At 42.4% G+C, this 24,479-nt stretch carries 10 protein-coding genes and 2 pseudogenes; 10 read left to right on the top strand and 2 right to left on the bottom strand.

What is annotated here, in order from left to right:
* Positions 1-246 precede the first annotated feature (246 nt).
* From rpoB to tuf, 6 genes are all read left to right on the top strand, one after another.
* Positions 247-4,047, top strand: coding sequence for a DNA-directed RNA polymerase subunit beta (gene rpoB / locus DWV34_RS06245; RefSeq protein ID WP_118475730.1), 3,801 nt, complete (start codon positions 247-249; stop codon positions 4,045-4,047).
* Positions 4,048-4,077: 30 nt separating this feature from the next.
* Entirely contained in the window at positions 4,078-7,653 is a 3,576-nt protein-coding gene (gene rpoC / locus DWV34_RS06240) for a DNA-directed RNA polymerase subunit beta' (RefSeq protein WP_118475728.1), read from the top strand.
* Between the two features lie 183 nt (positions 7,654-7,836).
* A complete protein-coding gene (gene rpsL, locus DWV34_RS06235; RefSeq protein WP_006568221.1) occupies positions 7,837-8,250 on the top strand; it encodes a 30S ribosomal protein S12 in 414 nt (137 codons plus the stop codon).
* A 254-nt stretch (positions 8,251-8,504) separates the two neighbouring features.
* Positions 8,505-8,975: a 30S ribosomal protein S7 gene (gene rpsG / locus DWV34_RS06230; protein ID WP_024729154.1), complete on the top strand. Its 471-nt coding sequence runs from the start codon at positions 8,505-8,507 to the stop codon at positions 8,973-8,975.
* A gap of 53 nt (positions 8,976-9,028) precedes the next feature.
* Complete coding sequence (gene fusA, locus DWV34_RS06225; RefSeq protein WP_022261110.1) at positions 9,029-11,146, top strand: elongation factor G; 2,118 nt, start codon at positions 9,029-9,031, stop codon at positions 11,144-11,146.
* A 153-nt stretch (positions 11,147-11,299) separates the two neighbouring features.
* Positions 11,300-12,493, top strand: coding sequence for an elongation factor Tu (gene tuf / locus DWV34_RS06220; protein ID WP_006568224.1), 1,194 nt, complete (start codon positions 11,300-11,302; stop codon positions 12,491-12,493).
* Between the two features lie 190 nt (positions 12,494-12,683).
* Here the strand turns inward: tuf and DWV34_RS06210 are convergent.
* A pseudogene (locus DWV34_RS06210) lies at positions 12,684-13,020 on the bottom strand (site-specific integrase); the annotation flags it as partial.
* An 86-nt stretch (positions 13,021-13,106) separates the two neighbouring features.
* A pseudogene (locus DWV34_RS06205) lies at positions 13,107-13,674 on the bottom strand (hypothetical protein).
* A gap of 486 nt (positions 13,675-14,160) precedes the next feature.
* On the opposite strand from DWV34_RS06205, the gene DWV34_RS06200 reads away from it, so the two are divergent.
* From DWV34_RS06200 to DWV34_RS06185, 4 genes are all read left to right on the top strand, one after another.
* On the top strand, positions 14,161-14,691 hold the full coding sequence (locus DWV34_RS06200; RefSeq protein ID WP_199485881.1) for a helix-turn-helix domain-containing protein: 531 nt from the start codon (positions 14,161-14,163) through the stop codon (positions 14,689-14,691).
* A gap of 286 nt (positions 14,692-14,977) precedes the next feature.
* Complete coding sequence (locus tag DWV34_RS06195; protein ID WP_118475723.1) at positions 14,978-15,862, top strand: hypothetical protein; 885 nt, start codon at positions 14,978-14,980, stop codon at positions 15,860-15,862.
* Between the two features lies 1 nt (position 15,863).
* Positions 15,864-21,611, top strand: a complete 5,748-nt coding sequence (locus DWV34_RS06190; protein ID WP_118475720.1) for an InlB B-repeat-containing protein — start codon at positions 15,864-15,866, stop codon at positions 21,609-21,611.
* An 896-nt stretch (positions 21,612-22,507) separates the two neighbouring features.
* Positions 22,508-24,475: a BglG family transcription antiterminator gene (locus DWV34_RS06185; RefSeq protein ID WP_118475718.1), complete on the top strand. Its 1,968-nt coding sequence runs from the start codon at positions 22,508-22,510 to the stop codon at positions 24,473-24,475.
* Positions 24,476-24,479: the final 4 nt, after the last annotated feature.

Here is a 24,479-nt window from a genome sequence, read left to right as displayed (position 1 = left end):
TTTGTTTCATATCTAATGTAAGAAAACTTCATGAAAGAATCGGCTGGCCATGCCAGTCCGATTCTTTTTGCGTCTATTGAAATTTGTGCTTGACACGGCATAGACACTGTGGTATTATTAGGCGATGCTTTAATATGGGATTGTATGCCCATAGCCGAGCCTTTTTTTCGTTATATAAATTGTGAGAGATTCGCACAATCAGAAGTAGTATATAAACCATGTAGAAATCAAGAGGTGAACACGTCCATGGAAAAAAACAGAATTCAACCAATGAAATCGGGTACGAGCATAAGGATGAGTTATGCGAGACAAGATGACGTCTTGGAAGTACCGAACCTTATTGAAATTCAAAAGGACTCTTACAACTGGTTCTTGGGGGAAGGACTCAAAGAGGTATTTGAGGACATTTCTCCAATTGGGGATTACAGCGATCAGCTTAGCCTGGAATTCATCGATTTTAAGCTGTGCAGGGATGATATCAAGTATTCCATCGAAGAGTGTAAGGAGAGGGATGCCACATATGCCGCTCCGATGAAGGTGAAAGTAAGACTTCATAATAAGGAAACGGATGAAATCAAACAGCACGACATTTTCATGGGCGACCTACCTTTGATGACAGATACGGGGACATTTGTGATCAACGGAGCGGAACGTGTTATTGTCAGTCAGCTGGTGCGTTCTCCTGGTATCTACTATGGAATTGCCCATGATAAAATTGGTAAAAAATTGTACTCTGCGACCGTGATCCCAAACCGCGGTGCATGGCTTGAGTACGAGACAGACTCCAATGACATTTTTAATGTGCGCGTGGACCGTACAAGGAAAGTGCCGATTACCGTATTGATCCGTGCTCTCGGAATCGGAACCAATGCGGAGATCAAAGAATTATTCGGAGAAGAGCCGAAGATTCTTGCAAGTATGGAGAAAGATCCGTCTGACAACTATGAGGACGGTTTATTAGAGTTATACAAAAAGATCCGTCCGGGTGAGCCTCTGTCCGTGGACAGCGCGGAGAGCCTGATCAACAGCATGTTCTTTGATCCGAGACGCTATGATCTGGCAAAAGTCGGACGCTACAAGTTCAATAAAAAGCTGGCATTCAGAAACCGCATTACCGGCCATATGCTTGCAGAGGACGTGATTGATACTTCCACGGGAGAGATCCTGGCGGAAGCAGGAACCGAAGTTACACTGGAACTGGCAGATAAGATCCAGAACGCTGCGGTTCAGAGTGTGCTGATCCAGACTGAATTCGGCAATACAAAAGTATTATCTAATATGACCGTAAACCTGGCTGAATATGTAGATTTTGATCCGGAAGAACTTGGCATCCATGAGAATGTATTTTACCCTGTGCTGGAAAAGATTCTGGCAGAAGGTTTAAGCGGTGATGAATTAAAAGCGGCAGTGAAAAAGAACATTCACGACCTGATTCCGAAACACATTACAAAGGAAGATATTTTAGCGTCTATTAACTATAATATGCATCTGGAATACAATATCGGAAACCATGATGATATCGACCATTTAGGCAACCGCCGTATCAGAGCGGTGGGAGAATTGTTACAGAATCAGTACCGGATTGGTCTTTCCAGACTGGAAAGAGTTGTCCGCGAGAGAATGACGACTCAGGATATCGAGACGATCACACCACAGTCTCTGATCAATATTAAGCCGGTGACCGCAGCAGTGAAGGAATTCTTCGGAAGTTCCCAGCTTTCTCAGTTCATGGATCACAACAATCCGCTGTCTGAGCTGACACACAAGCGCCGTCTCTCTGCATTGGGACCTGGAGGATTGTCCAGAGACCGTGCGGGATTCGAGGTGCGTGACGTACACTACTCTCATTATGGAAGAATGTGTCCGATTGAGACCCCGGAAGGTCCGAACATCGGTCTGATCAACTCTCTGGCGACTTATGCAAGGATCAACGAGTATGGATTCATCGAAGCTCCGTACCGTGTATTGGATAAGACAGATCCTGAAAATCCAGTTGTTACGGACAATGTTGTATATCTTACCGCAGATGAAGAAGATAATTTTGTCGTAGCACAGGCGAATGAGCCTTTGGATGAGGACGGACATTTTGTTCACGCCCATGTATCCGGCCGTTTCCGCGAAGATACTTCAGAGTTTGATAAGGCAAATCTGGATCTGATGGATGTATCTCCTAAGATGGTATTCTCAGTGGCTACGTCAATGATCCCGTTCCTTGAAAATGACGATGCGAACCGTGCACTGATGGGGTCCAACATGCAGCGTCAGGCCGTTCCGCTGCTTTCCACAGAGGCACCTGTGGTGGGAACCGGTATGGAATCCAAGGCAGCCTTTGACTCCGGTGTATGTATCGTTGCGAAAAACAATGGAGTGGTGGAGAAATCTACCAGCACAAAAATCGTTGTGCGCAGAGACTCTGACGGCGGCAAAGACATTTACAATGTAATTAAATTTGCAAGGAGCAACCAGGGGAACTGTATGAACCAGCGTCCAATTGTTTTCGAGGGGGACCGTGTGAAAAAGGATGATATCCTTGCAGACGGAGCTTCCACAAAGAGCGGAGAGATGGCACTCGGTAAAAATCCTCTGATCGGATTTATGACCTGGGAAGGTTATAACTACGAGGATGCTGTCCTGCTGAGCGAGCGTCTGGTACAGGAAGATGTGTACACCTCTGTTCACATCGAAGAGTACGAGGCAGAGGCCCGTGATACGAAACTTGGACAAGAAGAGATCACAAGGGACCTGGCAGGATTAAGTGAAGACGTATTAAAAGACCTGGATGAAAACGGTATTATCCGTATCGGAGCAGAAGTCCGTGCGGGTGACATCTTAGTCGGAAAAGTAACACCGAAGGGAGAGACAGAGCTTACAGCGGAAGAACGCCTGCTCCGTGCTATTTTCGGTGAAAAAGCCAGAGAAGTCCGCGATACCTCATTGAGAGTTCCTCACGGAGCTTACGGTGTCGTTATGGATACCAAGATCTTTACAAGAGAAAACGGAGACGAACTGCCTCCTGGAGTAAATAAAACAGTCCGCGTCTATATCGCACAGAAGAGAAAGATTTCTGTGGGAGATAAGATGGCCGGCCGTCACGGTAACAAGGGTGTTATTTCCCGTATCCTTCCGGTGGAGGATATGCCGTACCTTCCGAACGGACGTCCGCTGGATATCGTGCTGAACCCGCTGGGTGTGCCGTCACGTATGAACATCGGGCAGGTGCTGGAGATCCATCTGTCCCTTGCGGCAAAAGTATTAGGATTTAACGTTGCAACTCCGGTATTCAACGGAGCTGACGAGGATGATATTGCTGTCACACTGGAAATGGCCAATGATTTTGCCAACACCAGCTGGGAAGATTTCGAGGCGAAATGGAAAGACCGCGTTGACGATAAAGTGATTGAATATTTAAGAGAAAATCAGGATCACAAAAAGGATTGGGAAGGCGTGCCGATCGACAGTACTGGAAAAGTAAGGCTGAGAGACGGACGTACCGGCGAAGAGTTTGACAGCCCTGTTACGATCGGATTCATGCATTACCTGAAACTCCACCATTTGGTTGATGATAAGATCCATGCACGTTCAACCGGACCGTACTCTCTGGTTACCCAGCAGCCGCTGGGAGGTAAGGCGCAGTTCGGCGGACAGCGCTTCGGAGAGATGGAAGTTTGGGCCCTGGAAGCATATGGGGCATCCTATACACTGCAGGAGATCCTGACAGTGAAATCCGATGATGTCATCGGACGTGTGAAGACATACGAAGCGATCATCAAAGGCGATAACATTCCTGAGCCGGGTATTCCGGAATCCTTCAAAGTACTGCTGAAAGAATTCCAGTCTCTGGCATTAGATGTCAAGGTACTCGATGAAAATGCGGAGGAAGTCGAGATCAAGGAAAATGTAGACCTGGCTGACACCAACCAGGACCTGAAACCGATGATCGAAGGCGACAGCGTATTTAATAATTATGAAGAAAACGAAAATTCCCTGGGAGCTTTAGGGTTTAAAGAGGGGAACTTTGAAGATGGCGAAGACACTACTATTTCATAGAAGTGCAGATAGAAGGAAGGAGCAACCTTAATGATAGGATCAAGCAACGAATATTCAAATCATAAAATTGCCTTTGATGCAATTAAGATCGGGTTGGCTTCCCCGGAAAAGATCCGAGAGTGGTCCAGGGGAGAAGTAAAAAAACCTGAAACCATCAATTATCGTACCTTGAAGCCTGAAAAAGACGGTCTTTTCTGTGAGAAGATATTCGGGCCGAGCAAAGACTGGGAGTGTCACTGCGGTAAATATAAAAAAATCAGATATAAAGGTGTTGTCTGTGACCGATGCGGAGTTGAGGTGACAAAAGCCAACGTCCGCCGTGAGCGTATGGGACACATCGAACTGGCAGCTCCGGTTTCCCATATCTGGTACTTCAAAGGGATTCCGAGCCGTATGGGACTGATCCTGGATATTTCTCCGAGAAGTCTCGAAAAAGTATTGTATTTCGCCTGCTATATTGTGCTGGACGCAGGAGAGACGGATCTGGCTTACAAACAAGTATTGACAGAAAAAGAATACAGAGATGCCTATGATAAATACGGCAGTTCTTTCCGCGTGGGAATGGGAGCCGAATCTATCAAGGAACTGCTGGAGGCCATCGACCTTCCGGCAGAGGCAAAATCTTTAAAAGACGAATTTAAGACGGCCACAGGACAGAAAAGGGCAAGAATCGTAAAACGCCTGGAAGTCGTAGAAGCCTTCTTAAACTCTGAAAATAATCCTGAGTGGATGATCCTTGATGTAGTACCGGTCATTCCTCCGGATATCCGTCCGATGGTACAGCTGGACGGAGGACGTTTTGCTACTTCTGACCTGAATGACCTTTACAGAAGGATCATCAACAGAAATAACCGTCTGAAACGTCTGCTGGAACTCGGGGCTCCGGATATCATTGTGAGAAATGAGAAACGTATGCTCCAGGAAGCGGTAGATGCTCTGATTGATAACGGCCGCCGCGGACGTCCGGTTACAGGACCGGGTAACCGTGCGCTGAAATCCCTTTCCGATATGCTGAAAGGTAAACAGGGACGTTTCCGCCAGAACCTGCTCGGAAAACGTGTTGACTATTCAGGACGTTCTGTTATTGTCGTAGGACCGGAACTGAAGATTTACCAGTGTGGTCTTCCGAAAGAGATGGCAATCGAGCTGTTTAAACCATTTGTTATGAAAGAACTGGTGGAAAGAAAACTTTCCCATAATATAAAATCTGCCAAGAAGATGGTAGAGAAGCTCCAGCCGGAAGTATGGGATGTGCTGGAAGATGTCATCAAAGAACATCCGGTTATGTTAAACCGTGCACCGACATTGCACAGACTTGGCATCCAGGCATTTGAGCCGATCCTCGTAGAAGGTAAAGCGATCAAGCTGCATCCGCTGGTATGTACTGCTTACAACGCCGATTTCGACGGTGACCAGATGGCTGTCCATCTGCCTCTGTCCGTGGAAGCCCAGGCTGAGTGCCGCTTCCTTCTGCTGTCACCGAACAACCTGCTGAAACCTTCCGATGGTGGTCCGGTAGCCGTTCCTTCACAGGATATGGTTCTCGGTATTTACTATCTGACTCTGGAAAAAGAGGGAGATAAGGGAGAAGGCAAGTACTTTAAGTCAGAAAATGAGGCATTTCTTGCCTACGAAAATAAAGCGATCACCCTGCACGCAAGGATTAATGTAAGGCGTACAAAGATTGATAAAGACGGAAATAAGATTTCCAAGGTCGTACAGTGCACTCTCGGTAGAATTTTATTCAACGAGATCATTATGCAGGATCTGGGATTTGTAGACAGATCCAATCCGGAAAACGCACTGGACTTAGAGATTGATTTCCACGTAGGAAAGAAACAGTTAAAGCAGATCCTTGACAAATGTATCAATATCCACGGCGCTACAAAGACGGCCGAAGTACTTGATGATATCAAGGCACTGGGATACAAATATTCTACAAGAGGAGCCCTGACCGTTTCTATTTCAGATATGACAGTGCCGGAAGAGAAAAAGGAAATTCTTGCAGGAGCACAGGATCAGGCCGAGTTCATCAACAATCAGTTCAAACGCGGTCTCATGACAGAAGAAGAGCGCTACAAAGCCGTTGTCAAAACATGGTTTGACGCCGATGACGTTTTGACTGACAAACTGATCACAGGATTAGATAAATATAATAACATCTTTATGATGGCCGATTCCGGAGCCCGTGGTTCTAATCAGCAGATCAAACAGCTGGCAGGAATGCGTGGACTGATGGCCGATACGTCAGGACGTACCATTGAGCTGCCGATCAAGTCCAATTTCCGTGAAGGTCTGGACGTACTGGAGTACTTTATCTCTGCCCACGGTGCGAGAAAGGGACTTTCCGATACGGCCTTGAGAACTGCCGATTCAGGTTACCTGACAAGACGTCTTGTAGACGTTTCTCAGGATCTGATCATTCGGGAAGCAGACTGCGGACTGGATGCGGACGGACAGATTCCTGGCATGTATGTGGAAGCGTTCATGGACGGACAGGAAGTTATCGAAAGTCTTCAGGACCGTATCACAGGACGCTATGCTGCAGAGGAGATCAAACATCCTGAAACAGGAGAAGTTCTTGTAAAGTCAAACCACATGATCACTCCGAGAAGGGCTAAGACGGTCGTCGATGCAGGCCTTACAAAGGTCAAGATCAGAACGATGCTGACCTGCCAGTCACAGGTGGGATGCTGTGCAAAATGCTACGGCTCCAACATGGCTACCGGTCAGGCAGTACAGGTGGGTGAGGCAGTCGGTATCATCGCGGCACAGTCCATCGGTGAGCCTGGTACTCAGCTGACCATGCGTACGTTCCATGCCGGAGGAGTTGCCGGTGACGATATCACACAGGGTCTTCCGCGTATTGAGGAGCTTTTTGAGGCGAGAAAGCCGAAAGGTCTTGCCATCATCTCTGAGTTTGCAGGAAAAGTGCAGATCAAAGATACGAAGAAGAAACGGGAAGTTGTCATCACTAATAAAGAAACCGGAGATATGAAGGCTTATCTGATTCCTTACGGTTCCAGGCTGAAAGTCATGGAAGGACAGGAAGTGGAAGCCGGAGACGAGCTGACCGAAGGTTCCGTCAATCCGCATGACATCTTAAAGATCAAAGGTATCCGCGCCGTTCAGGACTACATGATCCGCGAAGTGCAGAGAGTATACCGTCTTCAGGGTGTAGATATCAACGACAAGCACGTAGAGGTTATTGTCCGCCAGATGCTCAAGAAAGTCCGCATCGAAGAAGGCGGAGACAGCGATTACCTGCCTGGCGCCATGATCGACGTGCTGGAATTTGAAAAGACAAACAGAGAGCTGGAAGAAAGAAACTTAGAGACTGCCAAGGCAGAACAGATTATTCTCGGTATTACCAAGGCGTCTCTTGCCACAGACTCTTTCTTGTCCGCAGCATCTTTCCAGGAGACGACAAAAGTTCTTACCGACGCGGCTATCAAAGGAAAGGTCGATCCGTTGGTTGGATTGAAGGAAAACGTTATCCTCGGAAAACTGATCCCGGCAGGAACCGGAATGAAACGGTACCGCAATGTAAAAATCAACACAGAGGAAGAAGAACTGACACTCGAAGACGAAATCGATTTCGAATAGAGTCAAGGTTTTAACAGATCCCGTCTCTGCATCCGCAGGGGCGGGATCTTTCCTGATTTATTGGGAAATCCCCTTGACAAACGATTTTGCCGCATTTATAATTAAAAAATGCGCGTAGATATCTATGTGCAACAACTGATCATAAGTAACTACAGCAGAAAACATGCATGGAGGTGAAAATTAATGCCAACTTTTAACCAATTAGTTAGAAAAGGGAGAAAGACATCTACAAAGAAGTCTACCGCACCGGCTCTTCAGAAAAGTTTTAACTCTTTAAAGAAGAGATCAGTAAACGCAAGCTCTCCTCAGAAGAGAGGGGTTTGTACAGCTGTTAAGACTGCGACTCCTAAAAAGCCTAACTCTGCTCTTCGTAAGATTGCCAGAGTACGTCTTTCTAACGGTATCGAAGTAACAAGCTATATCCCGGGTGAGGGACATAACTTACAGGAACATAGTGTTGTTCTGATTCGTGGTGGTCGTGTTAAGGACTTACCAGGTACCCGTTACCATATCGTTCGTGGAACACTTGATACAGCAGGTGTTGCAAACAGAATGCAGGCTCGTTCCAAATACGGAGCTAAGAGACCGAAGAAATAATCAAACGAAACTAAATTGGTACAAAGCAGCGTAACACTACGCTACCTTGTATAGTTGTGCCGGAAATGAATGTTTTCCCTGTAGAACAGGAGATAGATATAAATTCTGGCACGATCAGGCATTGAGCGCTTGAAGACCGGCGGAAAGCCGGTAACTGCGCAAGGATGAATGAGTACCGATGAATTAAGGCCGGCGGCATGCCAGAAAAAGGTATAATATTTCTGCCGTTGGCAATTATTAAGGAGGGAAGAAACGTGCCACGTAAAGGACATATTGCGAAAAGAGATGTTTTGGCGGATCCTATTTACAATAACAAAGTTGTGACAAAACTGATCAACAACATCATGTTAGACGGTAAAAAGGGAGTTGCTCAGAAGATCGTATACGGTGCATTCAACCGTATTGAAGAGAAAGCCGGAAAGCCTGCCCTCGAAGTATTCGAAGAGGCAATGAACAACATTATGCCTGTGCTGGAAGTTAAAGCAAGACGTATTGGTGGAGCCACCTATCAGGTACCGATCGATGTACGTCCGGACAGAAGACAGGCCCTTGCACTCCGCTGGTTGACTTTATACTCTCGTAAAAGAGGAGAAAAGACCATGGAAGAAAGGCTTGCAAATGAAATCTTTGATGCATCCAACAACACCGGAGCATCCGTAAAGAAAAAAGAAGACATGCACAAAATGGCAGAAGCAAACAAAGCATTCGCACATTACAGATTTTAATCTGGTGTGCGGGGCCTACCGCTTTATCCGAAAAACAATAGGAGGAAAAGATCTTGGCTGGAAGAGAATATCCATTAGAGAGAACCAGAAATATTGGAATCATGGCTCATATCGATGCTGGGAAAACCACTTTGACAGAGCGTATCCTCTATTATACTGGTGTAAATTATAAGATCGGTGATACTCATGAGGGAACTGCTACCATGGACTGGATGGAGCAGGAACAGGAAAGAGGTATCACGATCACTTCTGCAGCGACCACATGTCACTGGACTCTCCAGGAAAACTGCAAACCGAAGGATGGAGCATTAGAACACCGTATCAACATTATTGATACACCGGGACACGTTGATTTCACAGTAGAAGTAGAACGTTCCCTGCGTGTACTTGACGGTGCGATCGGAGTATTTGATGCAAAGGGCGGAGTAGAGCCGCAGTCTGAGAACGTATGGCGTCAGGCAGACACTTACAATGTACCTAGAATGGCATTCATCAATAAGATGGATATTTTAGGTGCTGATTTCTACGGATCTGTGGAACAGATCAAAGACCGTCTCGGTGCCAATGCAGTTGTAATTCAGCTGCCAATCGGCAAAGAAGACGATTTCCAGGGAATCATCGACCTGTTTGAAATGAAAGCCTACATCTACAATGATGATAAGGGAGAAGACATTTCAATCACAGATATCCCTGATGATATGAAAGATGATGCAGAAATGTATCACACTCAGTTAGTAGAGCAGATCTGTGAGTTAGACGACGATCTGATGATGGAATACCTGGAAGGGGAAGAGCCATCCGTGGAAGCATTAAAAGCAGCACTGAGAAAAGGAACATGCGAATGTACAGCAGTTCCGATCTGCTGCGGTACTGCTTACCGCAACAAAGGTGTTCAGAAATTACTGGACGCTGTTCTTGAGTTCATGCCGGCACCGACGGACATCGCTGCCATCAAGGGTGTGGATGAAGACGGAAATGAAATCGAAAGACATTCATCTGATGATGAACCTTTCGCAGCACTTGCATTTAAGATCATGACAGACCCATTCGTTGGAAAGCTTGCTTTCTTCCGTGTGTACTCCGGAACAATGAATTCAGGTTCCTATGTATTAAATGCTACAAAACAGAAAAAAGAGCGTGTTGGACGTATCCTTCAGATGCATGCCAACAAGCGTGAAGAGTTAGACAAAGTTTACGCAGGTGATATTGCAGCTGCCGTAGGTTTCAAGATCACAACAACAGGTGATACGATCTGTGACGAGAAGAGTCCGGTAATCCTGGAATCCATGGAATTCCCAGAGCCGGTTATCGACGTAGCGATCGAGCCTAAGACAAAAGCAGGCCAGGGCAAGATGTCAGAAGCACTTGCAAAACTTGCAGAAGAAGATCCGACCTTCAAAGCTCATACTGATGAAGAGACAGGACAGACAATCATTTCCGGAATGGGTGAGCTTCACCTGGAAATCATCGTAGACCGTCTGCTCCGTGAGTTCAAAGTAGAAGCAAACGTAGGTGCTCCTCAGGTTGCTTACAAAGAGTCCTTCACAAAAGAAGTGGATGTGGACAGCAAGTATGCAAAACAGTCTGGTGGACGCGGTCAGTACGGACACTGTAAAGTACACTTTGAGCCAATGGATGCCAATGGTGAAGAACTGTTCAAGTTTGAATCCACTGTTGTCGGCGGTAACATTCCGAAGGAATATATCCCGGCAGTCGGAGCTGGTATCGAAGAAGCTGCTCAGTGCGGTATCCTTGGAGGATTCCCGGTACTTGGTGTAAAAGCTACTGTATACGACGGATCTTACCATGATGTCGATTCCTCAGAGATGGCCTTTAAGATCGCCGGTTCTATGGCATTCAAAGAAGCGATGCAGAAAGCCGGAGCTATCATCTTAGAGCCGATCATGAGAGTCGAAGTTACAACTCCTGAAGATTACATGGGAGATGTTATCGGTGATATCAACTCACGCCGCGGACGTATCGAGGGTATGGACGATGTCGGAGGCGGAAAGATCATCAGAGCTTTCGTTCCTCTTGCAGAAATGTTCGGATACTCAACCGACTTACGTTCCAGAACACAGGGTCGTGGAAACTACTCTATGTTCTTCAACAGCTACGAGCCGGTACCGAAGAGTGTACAGGAAAAAATCATCGCTGATAAAACAAAATAAGCAGGTTTTTTTGATAAAAAAATATGCTTGAATTCTTCAAAGAAATGAAATATAATCAAGGGTAGGACGGCCTTTGGTAAGGTGATTCGTCGACCCGGTAGTAAATAATAATTTATCTATTTGCCCAAAGGGCTAATAAGGAGGACATTTAAAATGGCTAAAGAAAAGTTTGAGAGAACCAAACCTCATTGCAACATTGGTACCATTGGTCACGTCGATCATGGTAAAACTACTTTAACAGCTGCTATCACAAAGACATTAAGTGCCAGAGTAGATGGAAACGCAGCCGTTGATTTCGAAAACATCGATAAAGCTCCGGAAGAAAGAGAACGTGGTATCACTATCTCCACAGCTCACGTAGAATATGAAACAGATAACCGTCACTACGCACACGTTGACTGCCCAGGCCATGCCGATTATGTAAAGAACATGATCACTGGTGCTGCTCAGATGGACGGAGCTATCCTTGTAGTAGCTGCAACTGACGGTGTTATGGCTCAGACAAAAGAGCACATCCTTCTTTCCCGTCAGGTAGGCGTACCTTACATCGTAGTATTCATGAACAAATGTGACATGGTAGACGATGAAGAGTTATTAGAATTAGTAGAAATGGAAATCCGTGAGTTATTAAGCGAGTACGAATTCCCAGGTGATGACACTCCAGTTATCCAGGGATCTGCTTTAAAAGCTCTTGAAGATCCTAACAGCGAGTGGGGAGATAAGATCATGGAACTTATGGCTGCAGTTGACAGCTGGATTCCAGACCCACAGCGCGATACAGACAAACCATTCCTTATGCCTGTAGAGGATGTATTCTCTATCACAGGACGTGGTACTGTTGCAACAGGTAGAGTTGAAAGCGGTGTGCTTCACGTATCTGAAGAAGTTGAAATCGTTGGTATCAAAGAAGAGACAAGAAAAGTTGTCGTAACTGGTATCGAAATGTTCCGTAAACTTCTTGATGAAGCTCAGGCTGGTGACAACATCGGTGCTCTTCTCCGTGGTGTTCAGAGAGAAGAAATCGAAAGAGGACAGGTTCTTTGTAAACCAGGTTCTATCACATGCCACACAAAGTTTACAGCTCAGGTATATGTTTTAACAAAAGATGAAGGTGGACGTCATACTCCTTTCTTCAACAAATACCGTCCTCAGTTCTACTTCAGAACAACTGACGTAACAGGTGTTGTTGAATTACCAGAAGGTGTTGAAATGTGCATGCCTGGTGACAACGTAGAAATGACAATCGAACTGATTCACCCAATCGCTATGGCTCAGGGATTATCTTTCGCTATCCGTGAAGGCGGACGTACAGTTGGATCAGGACGTGTTGCTACAATCATCGAGTAATCTTTGATTGTTGCCATAACTGAAATAACAATTTCCCCAGGGACTTTAGTTTCTGGGGATTTTTTGCTGTCTAAAAATTTATATGTCTTTTTAACTATCTTTTTATATCTTCGCAAATGTCCGCAAAGCATTATTTTATCGGCTCTACGGGCATTTTGCTTTTGTGGTAAACCTTACATATCTAGGTCTATTTTGGGTTCATGTTCCTGCCTGCCAGCCTTGTGCAGAACGTATGGCGCAGCGTATGCGGTGTAATATGTGGAAAAGGATTGTCCTTGAGGCACTTGTCTTGTTCCGCTCTTTGTCTTAGGCGTTTCAGTGTAATAGCCCTGTTCCTTGCTCTTTAATAATTGGTGGTCCATAATCACGACCTCATGGATAAAATCAAGGTCCATGATTGTTAGTCCGCACAGTTCCGAGATACGAAGTCCTGTCTTTAACAGCATCAGCACATCATCATAATACTTGTGATACACGTTGTCCGTCTTGATGGATGACAGTAAGGCTTGTTCCTGTTCCTCTGTCAAGCGTTTTAGTTTGTTTTTCAAATGCGAAATATTTTGACGCTTCTTCAATAGTAAGAGTATATTTTTCCCATACAGGAATATCCTTATTATTCAACAGATACTCCCCCTTTTTTTCCATGTTTCGTGTCATACTGAATATAGGGGATAAGGTCGGGCTTTCTATCCTTTGTAAATGTGTGGTCAGTTTGCTGAAAAGAGAAGTGTTGTATTTTGCATTATCCAGCATTTCCCATCCGTTCCAGTCCGCCTAATGCGTCATGTTCTTCCAAGAAGTAAAAACTCCTTTATTACTTTCATTTTTGTTTGGCACGAAAAAGCGTAGATTGTTTGCCAGCAGTCCGAAAGCCAGTTCCCCAAGTTCCAGAGGTCTGTCCTTGAACGTCATGGCAAAGGCATGAGTCATATCATCACGCAGTTGCATTTCTGTCCGTGTCTTCTCTCACAGCACCCAAATATATCGCCAAAGGTATAATTTCTGCTGTCGAGGATACGGAAAATATCATCATACCCTCTGCCAGTCATAACGAGATAACAGCCTGGCCCTTGTGGGTTATCTTCTGTCTTTCTTGCGTCGCCCGATACATAAATATTTGCAATCTCCCAGCGTGTCTGATAGGTCTTGAATTTTACTATTGCCGGATAGACATTGAAAATATCAGGTGGTAATTCTAAATGTGTGTGATGACATCTTCGGAGGTTGCGGTTTCAAATACAATGCTGATGTAATCAATCTTAAGGGATAAATTTTCGTGTGTTGCGATAATACATTACTCCTTTCGTACTTCCCGATATTTTGCGGTGTATAAATTGAGTTTTGTCCTTTATTTATCAAAGTTTCTAGGTACTATGACATGTATGCACAGTGCGGTGTTGCATATACACCCTCTGCGAACGCCGAAAGGCGTTCTCTTTCCAAACTGATAGTCTATGCGTATTCATGCTGTCAAAGTGAAAAATATATCTTTTATATGCTTGTTTAAGTGTGTGATTAACCATAGAGTGCTTAATCATTCTATCTGATACAATAATAACGATATTAGAATTATTTGTCAAGGAATTTTTATTGACTTTTTAATAGATATTAAGTATGATATGCTTATAAATAACAAAAAGCAGAGAAATAAGAGGTTATAATAAGCTATGGAGCATTATGGAAAGAAAATCAATTTCTTAGGAGAGAATATACAGACCATAAGAAAATACAGGGGAATGACACAACAGGAACTTGCAGACAAAATCGGTATCAATATGCAGAGCCTTTCCAAGATTGAAAGAGGGTTGAATTATCCTGCCTTTGATACGTTGGAAAAGATAATGGAAGTGCTGGACGTAACCCCCAATGAATTGTTGTCGGGAGAATGGAAATATGTCAATCAAGCAGAAAAGGAAGTCTGCCAGTTTTTGAGAGCAGAGGAACGCCTAAATGCAGAATTGAAACATGGACATTATGATAACTTATTTGACAGCGAGAAAGGATGGCTGGAATATGAGTTAGAACAGTTGCGAAAATATATTACCGACTATATTAACAGAAGGGACATAGAAGCATCCGACCTTTACCCAATCAAAGAATTTATCCAGCATTTGAAATTTCAAAAAGTGTTAGAGCGTTATGATGATTTATACAGTATGGATATGTTTGGTGAAAGTACAGAGGGACACAAGTATTAAGGAATAATTATTTTGATGATGAGGACGAGTAATCTTTTTTCTCTTGATATTTTTGATGATAACAAGATACCAAAAGTTCTCATACAGTATAATAATGTTATACAACTTCTTAAAAATATGATAAAATAAAGACGTTTATAGAAAAGAAATTTATTTAATTAATCGCACAAAAAGGAGCTGACAGTCATGTTTAGAAACGTGTACACTCACGACAGACAATAAGTCTTCTCTTTTTTGCGTTCTTATATATATTTTCTTATAGAAATGAGCAGAAGGGGGTAATAATATGCAAGTAAAATTAAAAAGACTGTCAGCCTTTGTCTTGGCGGTTATAATAAGTATTTCATATATGAATTATTCCGTTCATGCGGAAGAAAGACCGTTGAATGAGCAAACAGGCGAAAACAAAACGCAAGAGTTAGATAAATTGACTTTACCTGCGGAAGACAGTACAGAAACAGAAAATACGGAAAAGGGCGAAGCATCGGAAAGTGTAGAATCAATACCGGAGGATGTGGGAGTGTCCATGGAGACATCAGAAGAAGAGGATCTGGATGCATTATCCGAAACATTACCAGTGGCAGATGAAGCCGGAATGATAATTGACAAAGCTGTAATCAGAGATGATGCAGGTGATGAACAGAATTTATTAGAACAAGGAGATGCTCCTTTTACAGTTGATTACGCGAAGCAGGTGACTTTACACATAAAAGTAAAGAGCCAGCTTAACCTGAAGAATAAAAAGATTGAAATCAAAGTTCCGGATGGCCTGGCGGTGGTAGAGTATCCAAAGCCAAATTCAATGACAGGTTTGGTAGAAAGTGTAGCTCCGGAAGACATTAAAGATTTGAAGAGTGATAAAAATTATGGCGGGTACCAACCGAAATCTGGAACGATTACATATTCTCTTCGTGATACGGCAGAGAACAGCAGTTTCAATATTATTTTGACGCCGGATACTACGCTTTGGAATAAGAAGCTTAATAGTGAGATTAAAGAACCGTTGAAGGTCAGACTTTATTCCAAAAGCGAGGATGGGAATCCAGAAAAAGAGTATCAAACGGTTTCCAAAAAGGCTAAAATCATAGGAGAAAATCTAAAATCAGGACCTGTTTTTACTTCGTGGGATTCCAAACGAGTTGTGCCGACAAAAGCACATACCGCCTTTTAAAATGCAGCAGATTCGTTTTCGTTCAGATAGAAATCGCTATGGTATGGGGATGTTCTTTAAGAAACTGGAGATTACTATTGCCCTGCCATATAACAAGAATAAGCAAGAATATGCAACGTATGTCCGCACCGATTTTGATAAAGAGGAATATGGTAATAACTGGATGGATCCTGCAGGACATGAAGCCGAAGAAGGTTTCAGTTTTACGGAAACAACAAATAATGACAGGCATACCGTTACTCTTACTTGGAAAAACCTATATATCCCTCGGGACGACTATTTCACCCCATATTTCAAGTGGCAACAAGAGTGTAATGAAAATGATATAATCGAATGGAGAAACGAAAATATTGAACTATGCGCTGAAAACGGTCAAAACCCAACTACAGCGAATAAAGTAGCTGTCGGAGGCGAGATTCTTTATGCAGATGATTCCTCTGAAAAAATTAAAAATAATAATTTTGCTAATAGTAACTTGGATACTTTCAAGGCTATCAGTAAAAGCGATATGACGATAAAAGGCGCACAGGTAGGAAGCGGCATCTCGGGCGCCCAAGGGCTTCTAAGTCTTTTTGAATCTAATCCTGATATGGTTTATTTTCTTGGGCAGTTCCAAGTTGCAAATAAAGGAACCGATGAAAGCGTTCCGCAGACGGTAACATTTAGCTATCAGGGGGATGGGAAAATAGGTGTGACCGCTCAGCGTATTCCTGCAAGTAGTGGGAATAAAGTCGAGATTTGGTATACTACAACAAATAATAATATAGAGGAAAAATATCAAGGGGACCTTACGAGCAGAAACGGCTTTGTGCAGTTTACGGCGAAGATGGCAGGCCTTGATAAAGACGAGTATTTTACAAATATACGTGCAGAAGTCGGTTCCTATAATGCCAACTATATGGGCTATGTGGAATCTAGAACGGCAGACCCGTCTTCCAGTTGTGCAGCGACTTTTGGTAAGGTACTCAAAAGAATTGAGCCAGAAACGAAGATTAGTAATCTGGCAGAGATGACGATGAAAAACAAGACCGGGACAGAAGAAGACATATCTGGAGCTTTTGATCTTAATATTGCTGATCCTGTGAAAGGCAACAAGTCTGCCTTGGCATTGCTGAATAAGTTGGATGATGACGGAAAGAAGATTCCGATACTGGATATTTATTCTACTATCGCGGGAAATGAAGTGAAATTTAATGGTGTTATCGCAACTTCAGCATATCCTTATACGCTTCATAAGATGGTGGATGATACGGAAGTTTATATTCGACTGCCTCAGTCTGTTGCTGTAGAAGACCTTAAATTGTCCAAAATTGAGGGCAGTACAGCGGACAGAATTTTGCTTGGTGATACTGCGCTGGAAAACGGAACGACAGAAGAGACTTCTCTGACTGAAGGAGAAGATTACACAATAGTGAAATCCAAAGATAATGAGGACGGTTCGTATGTACTGCACAAAATTACTTTTAAAAATAACAGTGGTATGATAGGCTGGTATAACGAGGACTTAGGACAGCTTCAGATTGGCTTATCCTTCACTATGAAGATTGATAATTCTGCAGATGCGATGACGTTGGATATGAGAGATTGCGTACGCGTGAAAAGTGCAAGTCTAACGGCTTATGATTCAGCTACTCTGGGTGAATATTGTAAGGAAGATACTTATGACATGAATGGTAACGGTAATGTGCAAGAAAAATTCACTACATTCAATGTCAATGCTCCGGATACGAAGCTGTCCGTAGTGGCGTCGCGTCTTGGTCTGACTTTTGGATTCGGTGCGAAGCTGTCAGATAACAAAGGGGCAGCCGGCGATGGAGAATACATCAATTATGATACAGATAAGAGAGTTGTTTTTCTGAAGAAAGAAGACCATGGCATCGATTTGCGCTTTACCGCAAAGAATGAAACGGGAAGGGAGTTTGATGAAGAAGATGCCAAAGCATTTTACTATTATATTCCGGTCCCTAAGAAAGGTGATAACTGGGATACCCATATTCAAGATAAGGCGTTTGAATTCAATATGAAGATGACCGGACCTGCAACGATAGGAAAGGGAAATGGAAGCGACCTTCAGGTAACATACAGCACCACAGTCGATTCCAGTAAGAAAGTTGGTGAAGAGGGTCATTACAACAATCCAAATGTGTATAAATCTGCAGAAGAGATAACGAAAGAAGGAGCATGGAGCCAGGTAAAAATGCTTCGCATTAGCGCAAAGGATTCGGTGAATTGTATTTCGATGGATGCCAGCGAAACTATCGACATTCATTACGAAGTAGATCGGGAGGATGAAACTCAGGAAGTGGGAGCGCTTGTAGGCAGTATTATAAACTTTGGTCCTTGTGGCTATTCCCCATACGCGGTAGGTAATGAACTAAACGGTGGTCATATGCCTCTGCCGCATATTCAGGCAGAATTTCAGACAGGTGTGATTGCCGGAAAGATATTCATTGATAAAAATTATAACGGTATATATGATCAGGATACAGATGAACTCTATACCGATAAGGTGACGATAAAAGCGCCTCATCAGAATGCGGTAGGGAGCGATGACCATGAAACTCATGAAACAACTGCTGAAAACGGAACATTCCAATTTACCGGCAGACGAGCAGACACTTATCAAGTAACTGTTATAAATCCGGGAAGTTCTGATGCAAACGGAAAAAAACCATTGAAATTTTCTCTTCAAGAACAGGGAAAATTCCAAGAAGCGGAAGGCGAAAATGCTGTTAGGGCCGAGATTACGGTTTCTAAAGGGAATGCTGAAAATAATAAGAACCTTACAATCGGATTTCAGAAGCCTCATACGGTTAAGTTTGAAGCAATAAATGCGACCGTTAATAAGGAAGCAACAAATGTATGGCATAAAGAGACACTTACTGATATTCCGAAAGTAACAGAGAATGCAGGATATCGTTTTGACGGTAACTGGATAAAGAAGAATAGTGCCAATATGGTATATACTTCCGAGCAGCTTAAAGATTTAAAGATTACAGACAATTGTACATTTATTGCACAGGTAAATGAGTTATATGATGTGACTTATGACGGCAACAGTAATACAGACGGTGATGTGCCTCAAGGAATAAAGAAGATAAAAGGTGATAAGTTCAAGTTGACCTATACCGGTACAGGAAAGTTGAAGAGAAATGGTGAAACTTTCGCCGGCTGGAGTTTGAAAAAGCGAGAAGAGGCATTGCCGGCGGATGCATCTAAGCAGGATATTGATGAGGCCGCAATTATTTCAGGCGATTCTGAATTTACGATGCCGGAACAAAATGTTACATTCTACGCTGTATGGGCGGTTGATAAAAATCAGAATGGAATTCCTGACTGTTCAGAAGATGCTGTTCATGTTCGCTATCACGATAATGCAGAAGATACAGTGGATGTAATTTGTCCAGACCATCATGTGGTTGGCGCAGAGGTTGAGCTTTCTACAATAGAAACGGCAAAGAATGGCATTAGCGGTAGAGTGGTTCAACATGGGAAAGACCCGGAACCAAATTTAGCGATAACATCTCACAAATTCGAAAATGGCGGCAATATTTTAATTGGTTGGAGTGAACAAACTTTTCCGACAATTGTAAAGACCAAAAAGGATTTTGACAGCATTCAGAAAGATATGCGCACCAAAGTGACGATGGGCAATAAGGGCGCAGATGTCTATGCCGTATGGGCTGCTGACAGAAATAATAATGGAACAGCAGATTATCTTGAAGAGCATACATTAACTTACAATGAAAATGCTCAGGAGAATGGCAGCGTGAGCCAAATGCCATCTGAAAGCAACGTATATTTACGGGGCGATAAGGTTACCCTTAGCCAAGATATACCACAGCACACGAAGGTAAATAATAAAGAAGTAGTCTTCCTTGGTTGGACAGAAGAACAGACAACATTTATTTACGAACGTGATAACGAAGAACCAAAAACGATTACGGAAGTCACCTTTGCAGCGAATAATATAGATGTCTATGCTGCATGGGGATACGATGAAGATGGAGATGGAACTGCCGATGTATTGGAAACATATTCTTTGAAATATGATTTGAACGGTGGCAGCGGGAATGCGCCGAAAGAGGAATCCGGTATAGAGAAAGGCACAACGAAATCGCTGACAACAGAAAAGAACTTCACTCGAAAAGACAATGAAGTTTTTGTTGGTTGGAGCAGGACACAACATCAAGAAGCTTTCACAGCAGAGCAGAAGGATGAAGTGAATAAGGTTCTGATTACAGGAAAGCAAATCATCATGAAAGCAGAGGATATAACACTTTATGCTGTTTGGGCTGTGGACCGAAACGGAAATGATAAGCCGGATTATGAGGAAGTACGTTCAAAGTTGATATATGACTCAAATGCACAGCAAGGCGGAACGGTTCAAAATATGCCGTCAGATGATAAGAAATATTTGCCGAAAGAGAAAGTGAATTTGAAAGATGCCTCAGAGCCGATATATAAAGATGCAGATGGTAAGAGAGTTGTGTTCCTCGGCTGGACGACAACGAAAAATGATAAAATCTATCGATGGAATGATGACGAACCAAAAACAACGACAGAGATTACATTTGAAGAAGAAAATATAACTGTCTATGCGGCATGGGGCTATGATGAAGATGGTGATAATCTGGCTGACGTGTGGGAGGAATGGGGCGTTGTTTCCTATGACCTGAACGGCGGAACAACTTCTGACGCGAACGAAAAGTATGATGAAGAAATCATTAAAATCGGCGAAAGATTTACGGTAAAGGCATCCCCGATAAAGAAAGGGTATACATTTATCGGCTGGAAGTATAAAGGTAAGATATATCAGCCGGGAGAACAACTAGTGATGAAAGCTGATTTGACGAAGGCTCAGGCAGCATCCCTAAAGTTGACTGCCCAGTGGGGAGGCGGCGACTTAACGGTATCCAATAAGGTAGAAGGAGACGAGGCAGATGAGAAGAAAGATTTCCATTTCCGAGTGAAACTTAAAGGCGCGAAGATTGACGGTACTTTGGGCGATATGAACTTCAAGAATGGCGTGTCTGATGAATTTACTCTGAAGCACGGTGAAAGTAAGACGGCCGTAAATCTTCCGCTAGAAACAGAGTATGAAGTCGTGGAAACGGATGAAAATCAGGATGGTTACGTCACTACGTCTACAGGTGAAAAAGGTAAAATTACAGCGAATGGAAAAACGGCAGAGTTTGTCAATACGAGAAACAATATGCCGACTGTTCCTGTCGGAGATCTGTCTATCTCTACAGCAGTAACCGGAAATCAGGGGGATAAGAGCAAAGGTTTTACATTTACTGTGACTCTTAATGATAAAACTATTACGGGAACTTTTGGGGATATGAAGTTCAGAAAGGGCGTGGCAAATATTACTTTGAAACACGGAGAAAGCGTTACTGGGAAAGGACTTCTTGCCGGAATTAGTTATGCGGTGGAGGAAACCGGTAACGAAGGTTATCTGGTGACAAAATCCGGGGAAACCGGAGTCATCGAGGATGGGAAAACAGCTTTTGTAAAATTTCTCAACTACAGAAATAGTGGTACTTCCGACGAAGATAAAAGGATGATGAGTCGAAACCTTTATCGGATAAAGCAGGGAGAGGGAAAACCATCCGGTTCAACAGGAGAAATACCGAAAAGCGGAGACGAATCTAATGTATTGCTGTGGCTGCTGCTTGCAGGGGTTTCCAACGTCGGAGCGGGCTTTGCGTTAGCAGTTTCCAGAAGGAAAAAATATAATGGATAAGTTATCAGATTGATTATTACAATAGGCTCTAAAATTGAATGAGGAGGTGGCTAAAATGTTCATTTCAGTCTATAAATCAGTAACTATGCCAATGGACGGAACAAATAAAGTTATCCTGGTATTTAAGATTTAAGGCATTTATAAATTCTAATTTAATCCATACACACAAAGCAGTTAGTCTTAGGATTGACTGCTTTTTTAACAAAAGGGGCTGTAAAAAAACTCCCCTAAAAGAAAAATCGCTGAGGTCGTGAGACTTCAGCGATTTTTTGGTATCATTAGGTATGCAAAAAAAATAAAAATACCAATAATAAATAAAAAATTGAAAATATAAAGAAGTAAAACAGAGTGAAATTTATGGAGAGTCTAAAGGAAGAAAAGTGCTATATTTAGGGCAAGCAACAAAAGAGAGTAGCTGAACGTCCAGTTTTGGATGGGTTTGAGTTCGTCAACCAATATCGATAGGCATCCGTATCAAATGAGACAGCAAGACCTTTATTGTGACAAACGTCATAATAGGGGTCTTTTACTTTTATAAAAGAATCACAAAAAGGCAGAGATGACGGAAGTCATTGCGGGCTGCACAACTGGTATTGATACCGTTTGGGTCAGAAGTTTATTAAAAAAGAAATTACCATATTTGCTGGAAAGTAATGATAGAAAGTTTGACAGGATTTTTTATATACACGGAATTTCTCAAATTTCTTTTATTTAAAAATTACCACATTTTATCTATTGATTTTTGGAGGATTTACTGGAAAAATAAAAAAATGTACCATATTAAAACGCCCGTAATTGATAATCTAAGTAAAAGGAACCGTGCTATAATTTAAACCATCATAAGGGAGGAGGTGCAGACAGAACTTACATAATGACTGAGAGGAGACGAAGGAAGAATGAAACGTTCGAAAGAGAAGTTTTATATGAAACAGATTTTAGGTTGTATCATGGACGGCGAAATCATGGCGACCGGGAAAATTGCAAAAGAAGTCGGACTCTCTGAAAAATCCGTAAGAAATAAACTTGATGAACTGGATGATTTTTTAACTCAAAATAATCTTGGAATTATTCAGAGAAAACCAAGAGTAGGTATTTGGCTGGAGATATCAGAAGAAAAAAAAGAAAAATTGGAAGCCTATCTGGATCGGCCGGGAGAACTTCAGTTAGAATCTTATAATCCGAAAGAACGAGTTACGGAAGCTTTAAAGGTTTTATTTAATTTACGACCGTGGCAGACAATTACTACACAGAAGTTATCAGAGAAACTATATTTAAGTGTTCCAACAATGCTGAAAGTAATGAAAGAATGTGAAGAATGGCTTAGTTACTATAACATCAAACTGGTAAACGAAAGAAGCCGCGGATATCGATTGTTAAGCAGAGAAAATGAATATCGGATTGCATTGAGGAATCTGATGATGGAACGAAGTACCTCGGCTACAATTAATCAGAATCTGGATTATTTTTTTCCGAACATTGATGTATCAACAGTGCGAAAATGTATCATACAGGCAGAAAACGAATGGGATTATCGATTTACAGATGAATCATTTTATGAAATTCTTATTTACTGTTGTATAGCATATCAGAGAAAAGAGTTCGACAATCCATTGATGATGGAGAATCATATGGAAGAACTGGAAATTCTTCAAAAATATAATGAGTATGCGTTTACTGTAGCTATCTTTGAAAAATTGGAAGAAGTATTCCATGTACGCTTTTCCCAGGAAGATATTCTTTTTCTTTCCATACAGATTCTATGTTCAAAATTTATAGGAATTTCAGAGATTGAAATTACACTGGAACAAGTAAAAAAATATGACAATCAGCTGGTGAAATTTGTGGATCGACTGCTGACGGTCATTGGAAACATTATGAATGTAGATTTAGTATCGGACCAGAAAGTAAAAGAAAGCCTTATTGTACATTTGAGACCGACCATTTTCCGACTGCGATACGGAACCCCACAAAGCAATGATTTAATCGATTTTATAAAAAAAGAGTATAAAAACGTATTTCGGGCAAGCTGGGCAATTAGTATTCTGTTTGAAGAGTGTTACAATGTACAGATTACCGAAGATGAAATCGGATACATCGTTTTGTATATTCAGGCGGCAATTGAGCGGAAGATACATCAGTACAAGGCAATCTTACTGACGAATTTCAATATGGGACATGCGCAGTTGATGAAAGAAAGAATTAAAAAGGTTGTTCCGGAAATTAGAAGTCTGGAAATTGTCAGTACCCATGATTTTAAATTGGATGATTATTATGATATTGATATTATCATCTCATCAAAAGAAACAAAAGTGAAAGACAAACGAATTGTAGTAATTCCTAATGTTTTAAGTGAAAATGGTATTCTTGCTTTAAGAAATTATCTGGACACTATTAACTCTAATGTAAGTGAGAATCCTTTTTCTCCAGAATGTTGTCTGCTGTTTTCTCCAGAACTGATTTTCACACACATGAAGGTTCAGTCAAAGGAAGAAATCTTAAAAGTTATGTCAGATGCCATGAAAGAAAAGGGCGTTGTGACAGAAGAATTTTTTGATACGGTAATGGAGAGGGAAAATAAGACAACAACAACGATAGGCAACGGTGTCAGTCTTCCCCATGGTTCACCTGCTGCAGTTAATGAATCCAAGGTTGCAATAGCAATTCTGGATGAGCCGGTGATGTGGGACGATGAGCCAGTGGAAGTAGTATTTTTACTTGGATTCAAGCTAATTACCAAAGATGAAATTAACAGAATTCAGTTATTTTACAAAGAATATGTTTCATTAATTGATACAGATGAAAAAATTCTCATGTTAAAAAGTATGGAAACCAATATTGAAGTTTACAAATATTTAATTCAATGATGAG

Origin of the sequence: Anaerostipes sp. AF04-45, from assembly GCF_003461725.1 — a bacterium.
GTDB classification, from domain to species: Bacteria; Bacillota; Clostridia; order Lachnospirales; family Lachnospiraceae; genus Anaerostipes; species Anaerostipes caccae.
The sequence above is the reverse complement of the archived record's forward strand: the minus strand, read 5'-3'. Positions and strand labels throughout refer to the sequence as shown.

Excerpts from the sequence above, each read along its gene's own strand:
- DWV34_RS06200 (WP_199485881.1), top strand. The coding sequence starts at position 14,161 with ATGGAGCATTATGGAAAGAAAATCAATTTCTTAGGAGAGAATATACAG.
- DWV34_RS06185 (WP_118475718.1), top strand. The coding sequence starts at position 22,508 with ATGAAACGTTCGAAAGAGAAGTTTTATATGAAACAGATTTTAGGTTGT.
- rpoB (WP_118475730.1), top strand. The coding sequence starts at position 247 with ATGGAAAAAAACAGAATTCAACCAATGAAATCGGGTACGAGCATAAGG.
- rpsL (WP_006568221.1), top strand. The coding sequence starts at position 7,837 with ATGCCAACTTTTAACCAATTAGTTAGAAAAGGGAGAAAGACATCTACA.
- DWV34_RS06195 (WP_118475723.1), top strand. The coding sequence starts at position 14,978 with ATGCAAGTAAAATTAAAAAGACTGTCAGCCTTTGTCTTGGCGGTTATA.
- tuf (WP_006568224.1), top strand. The coding sequence starts at position 11,300 with ATGGCTAAAGAAAAGTTTGAGAGAACCAAACCTCATTGCAACATTGGT.
- DWV34_RS06190 (WP_118475720.1), top strand. The coding sequence starts at position 15,864 with ATGCAGCAGATTCGTTTTCGTTCAGATAGAAATCGCTATGGTATGGGG.
- rpoC (WP_118475728.1), top strand. The coding sequence starts at position 4,078 with ATGATAGGATCAAGCAACGAATATTCAAATCATAAAATTGCCTTTGAT.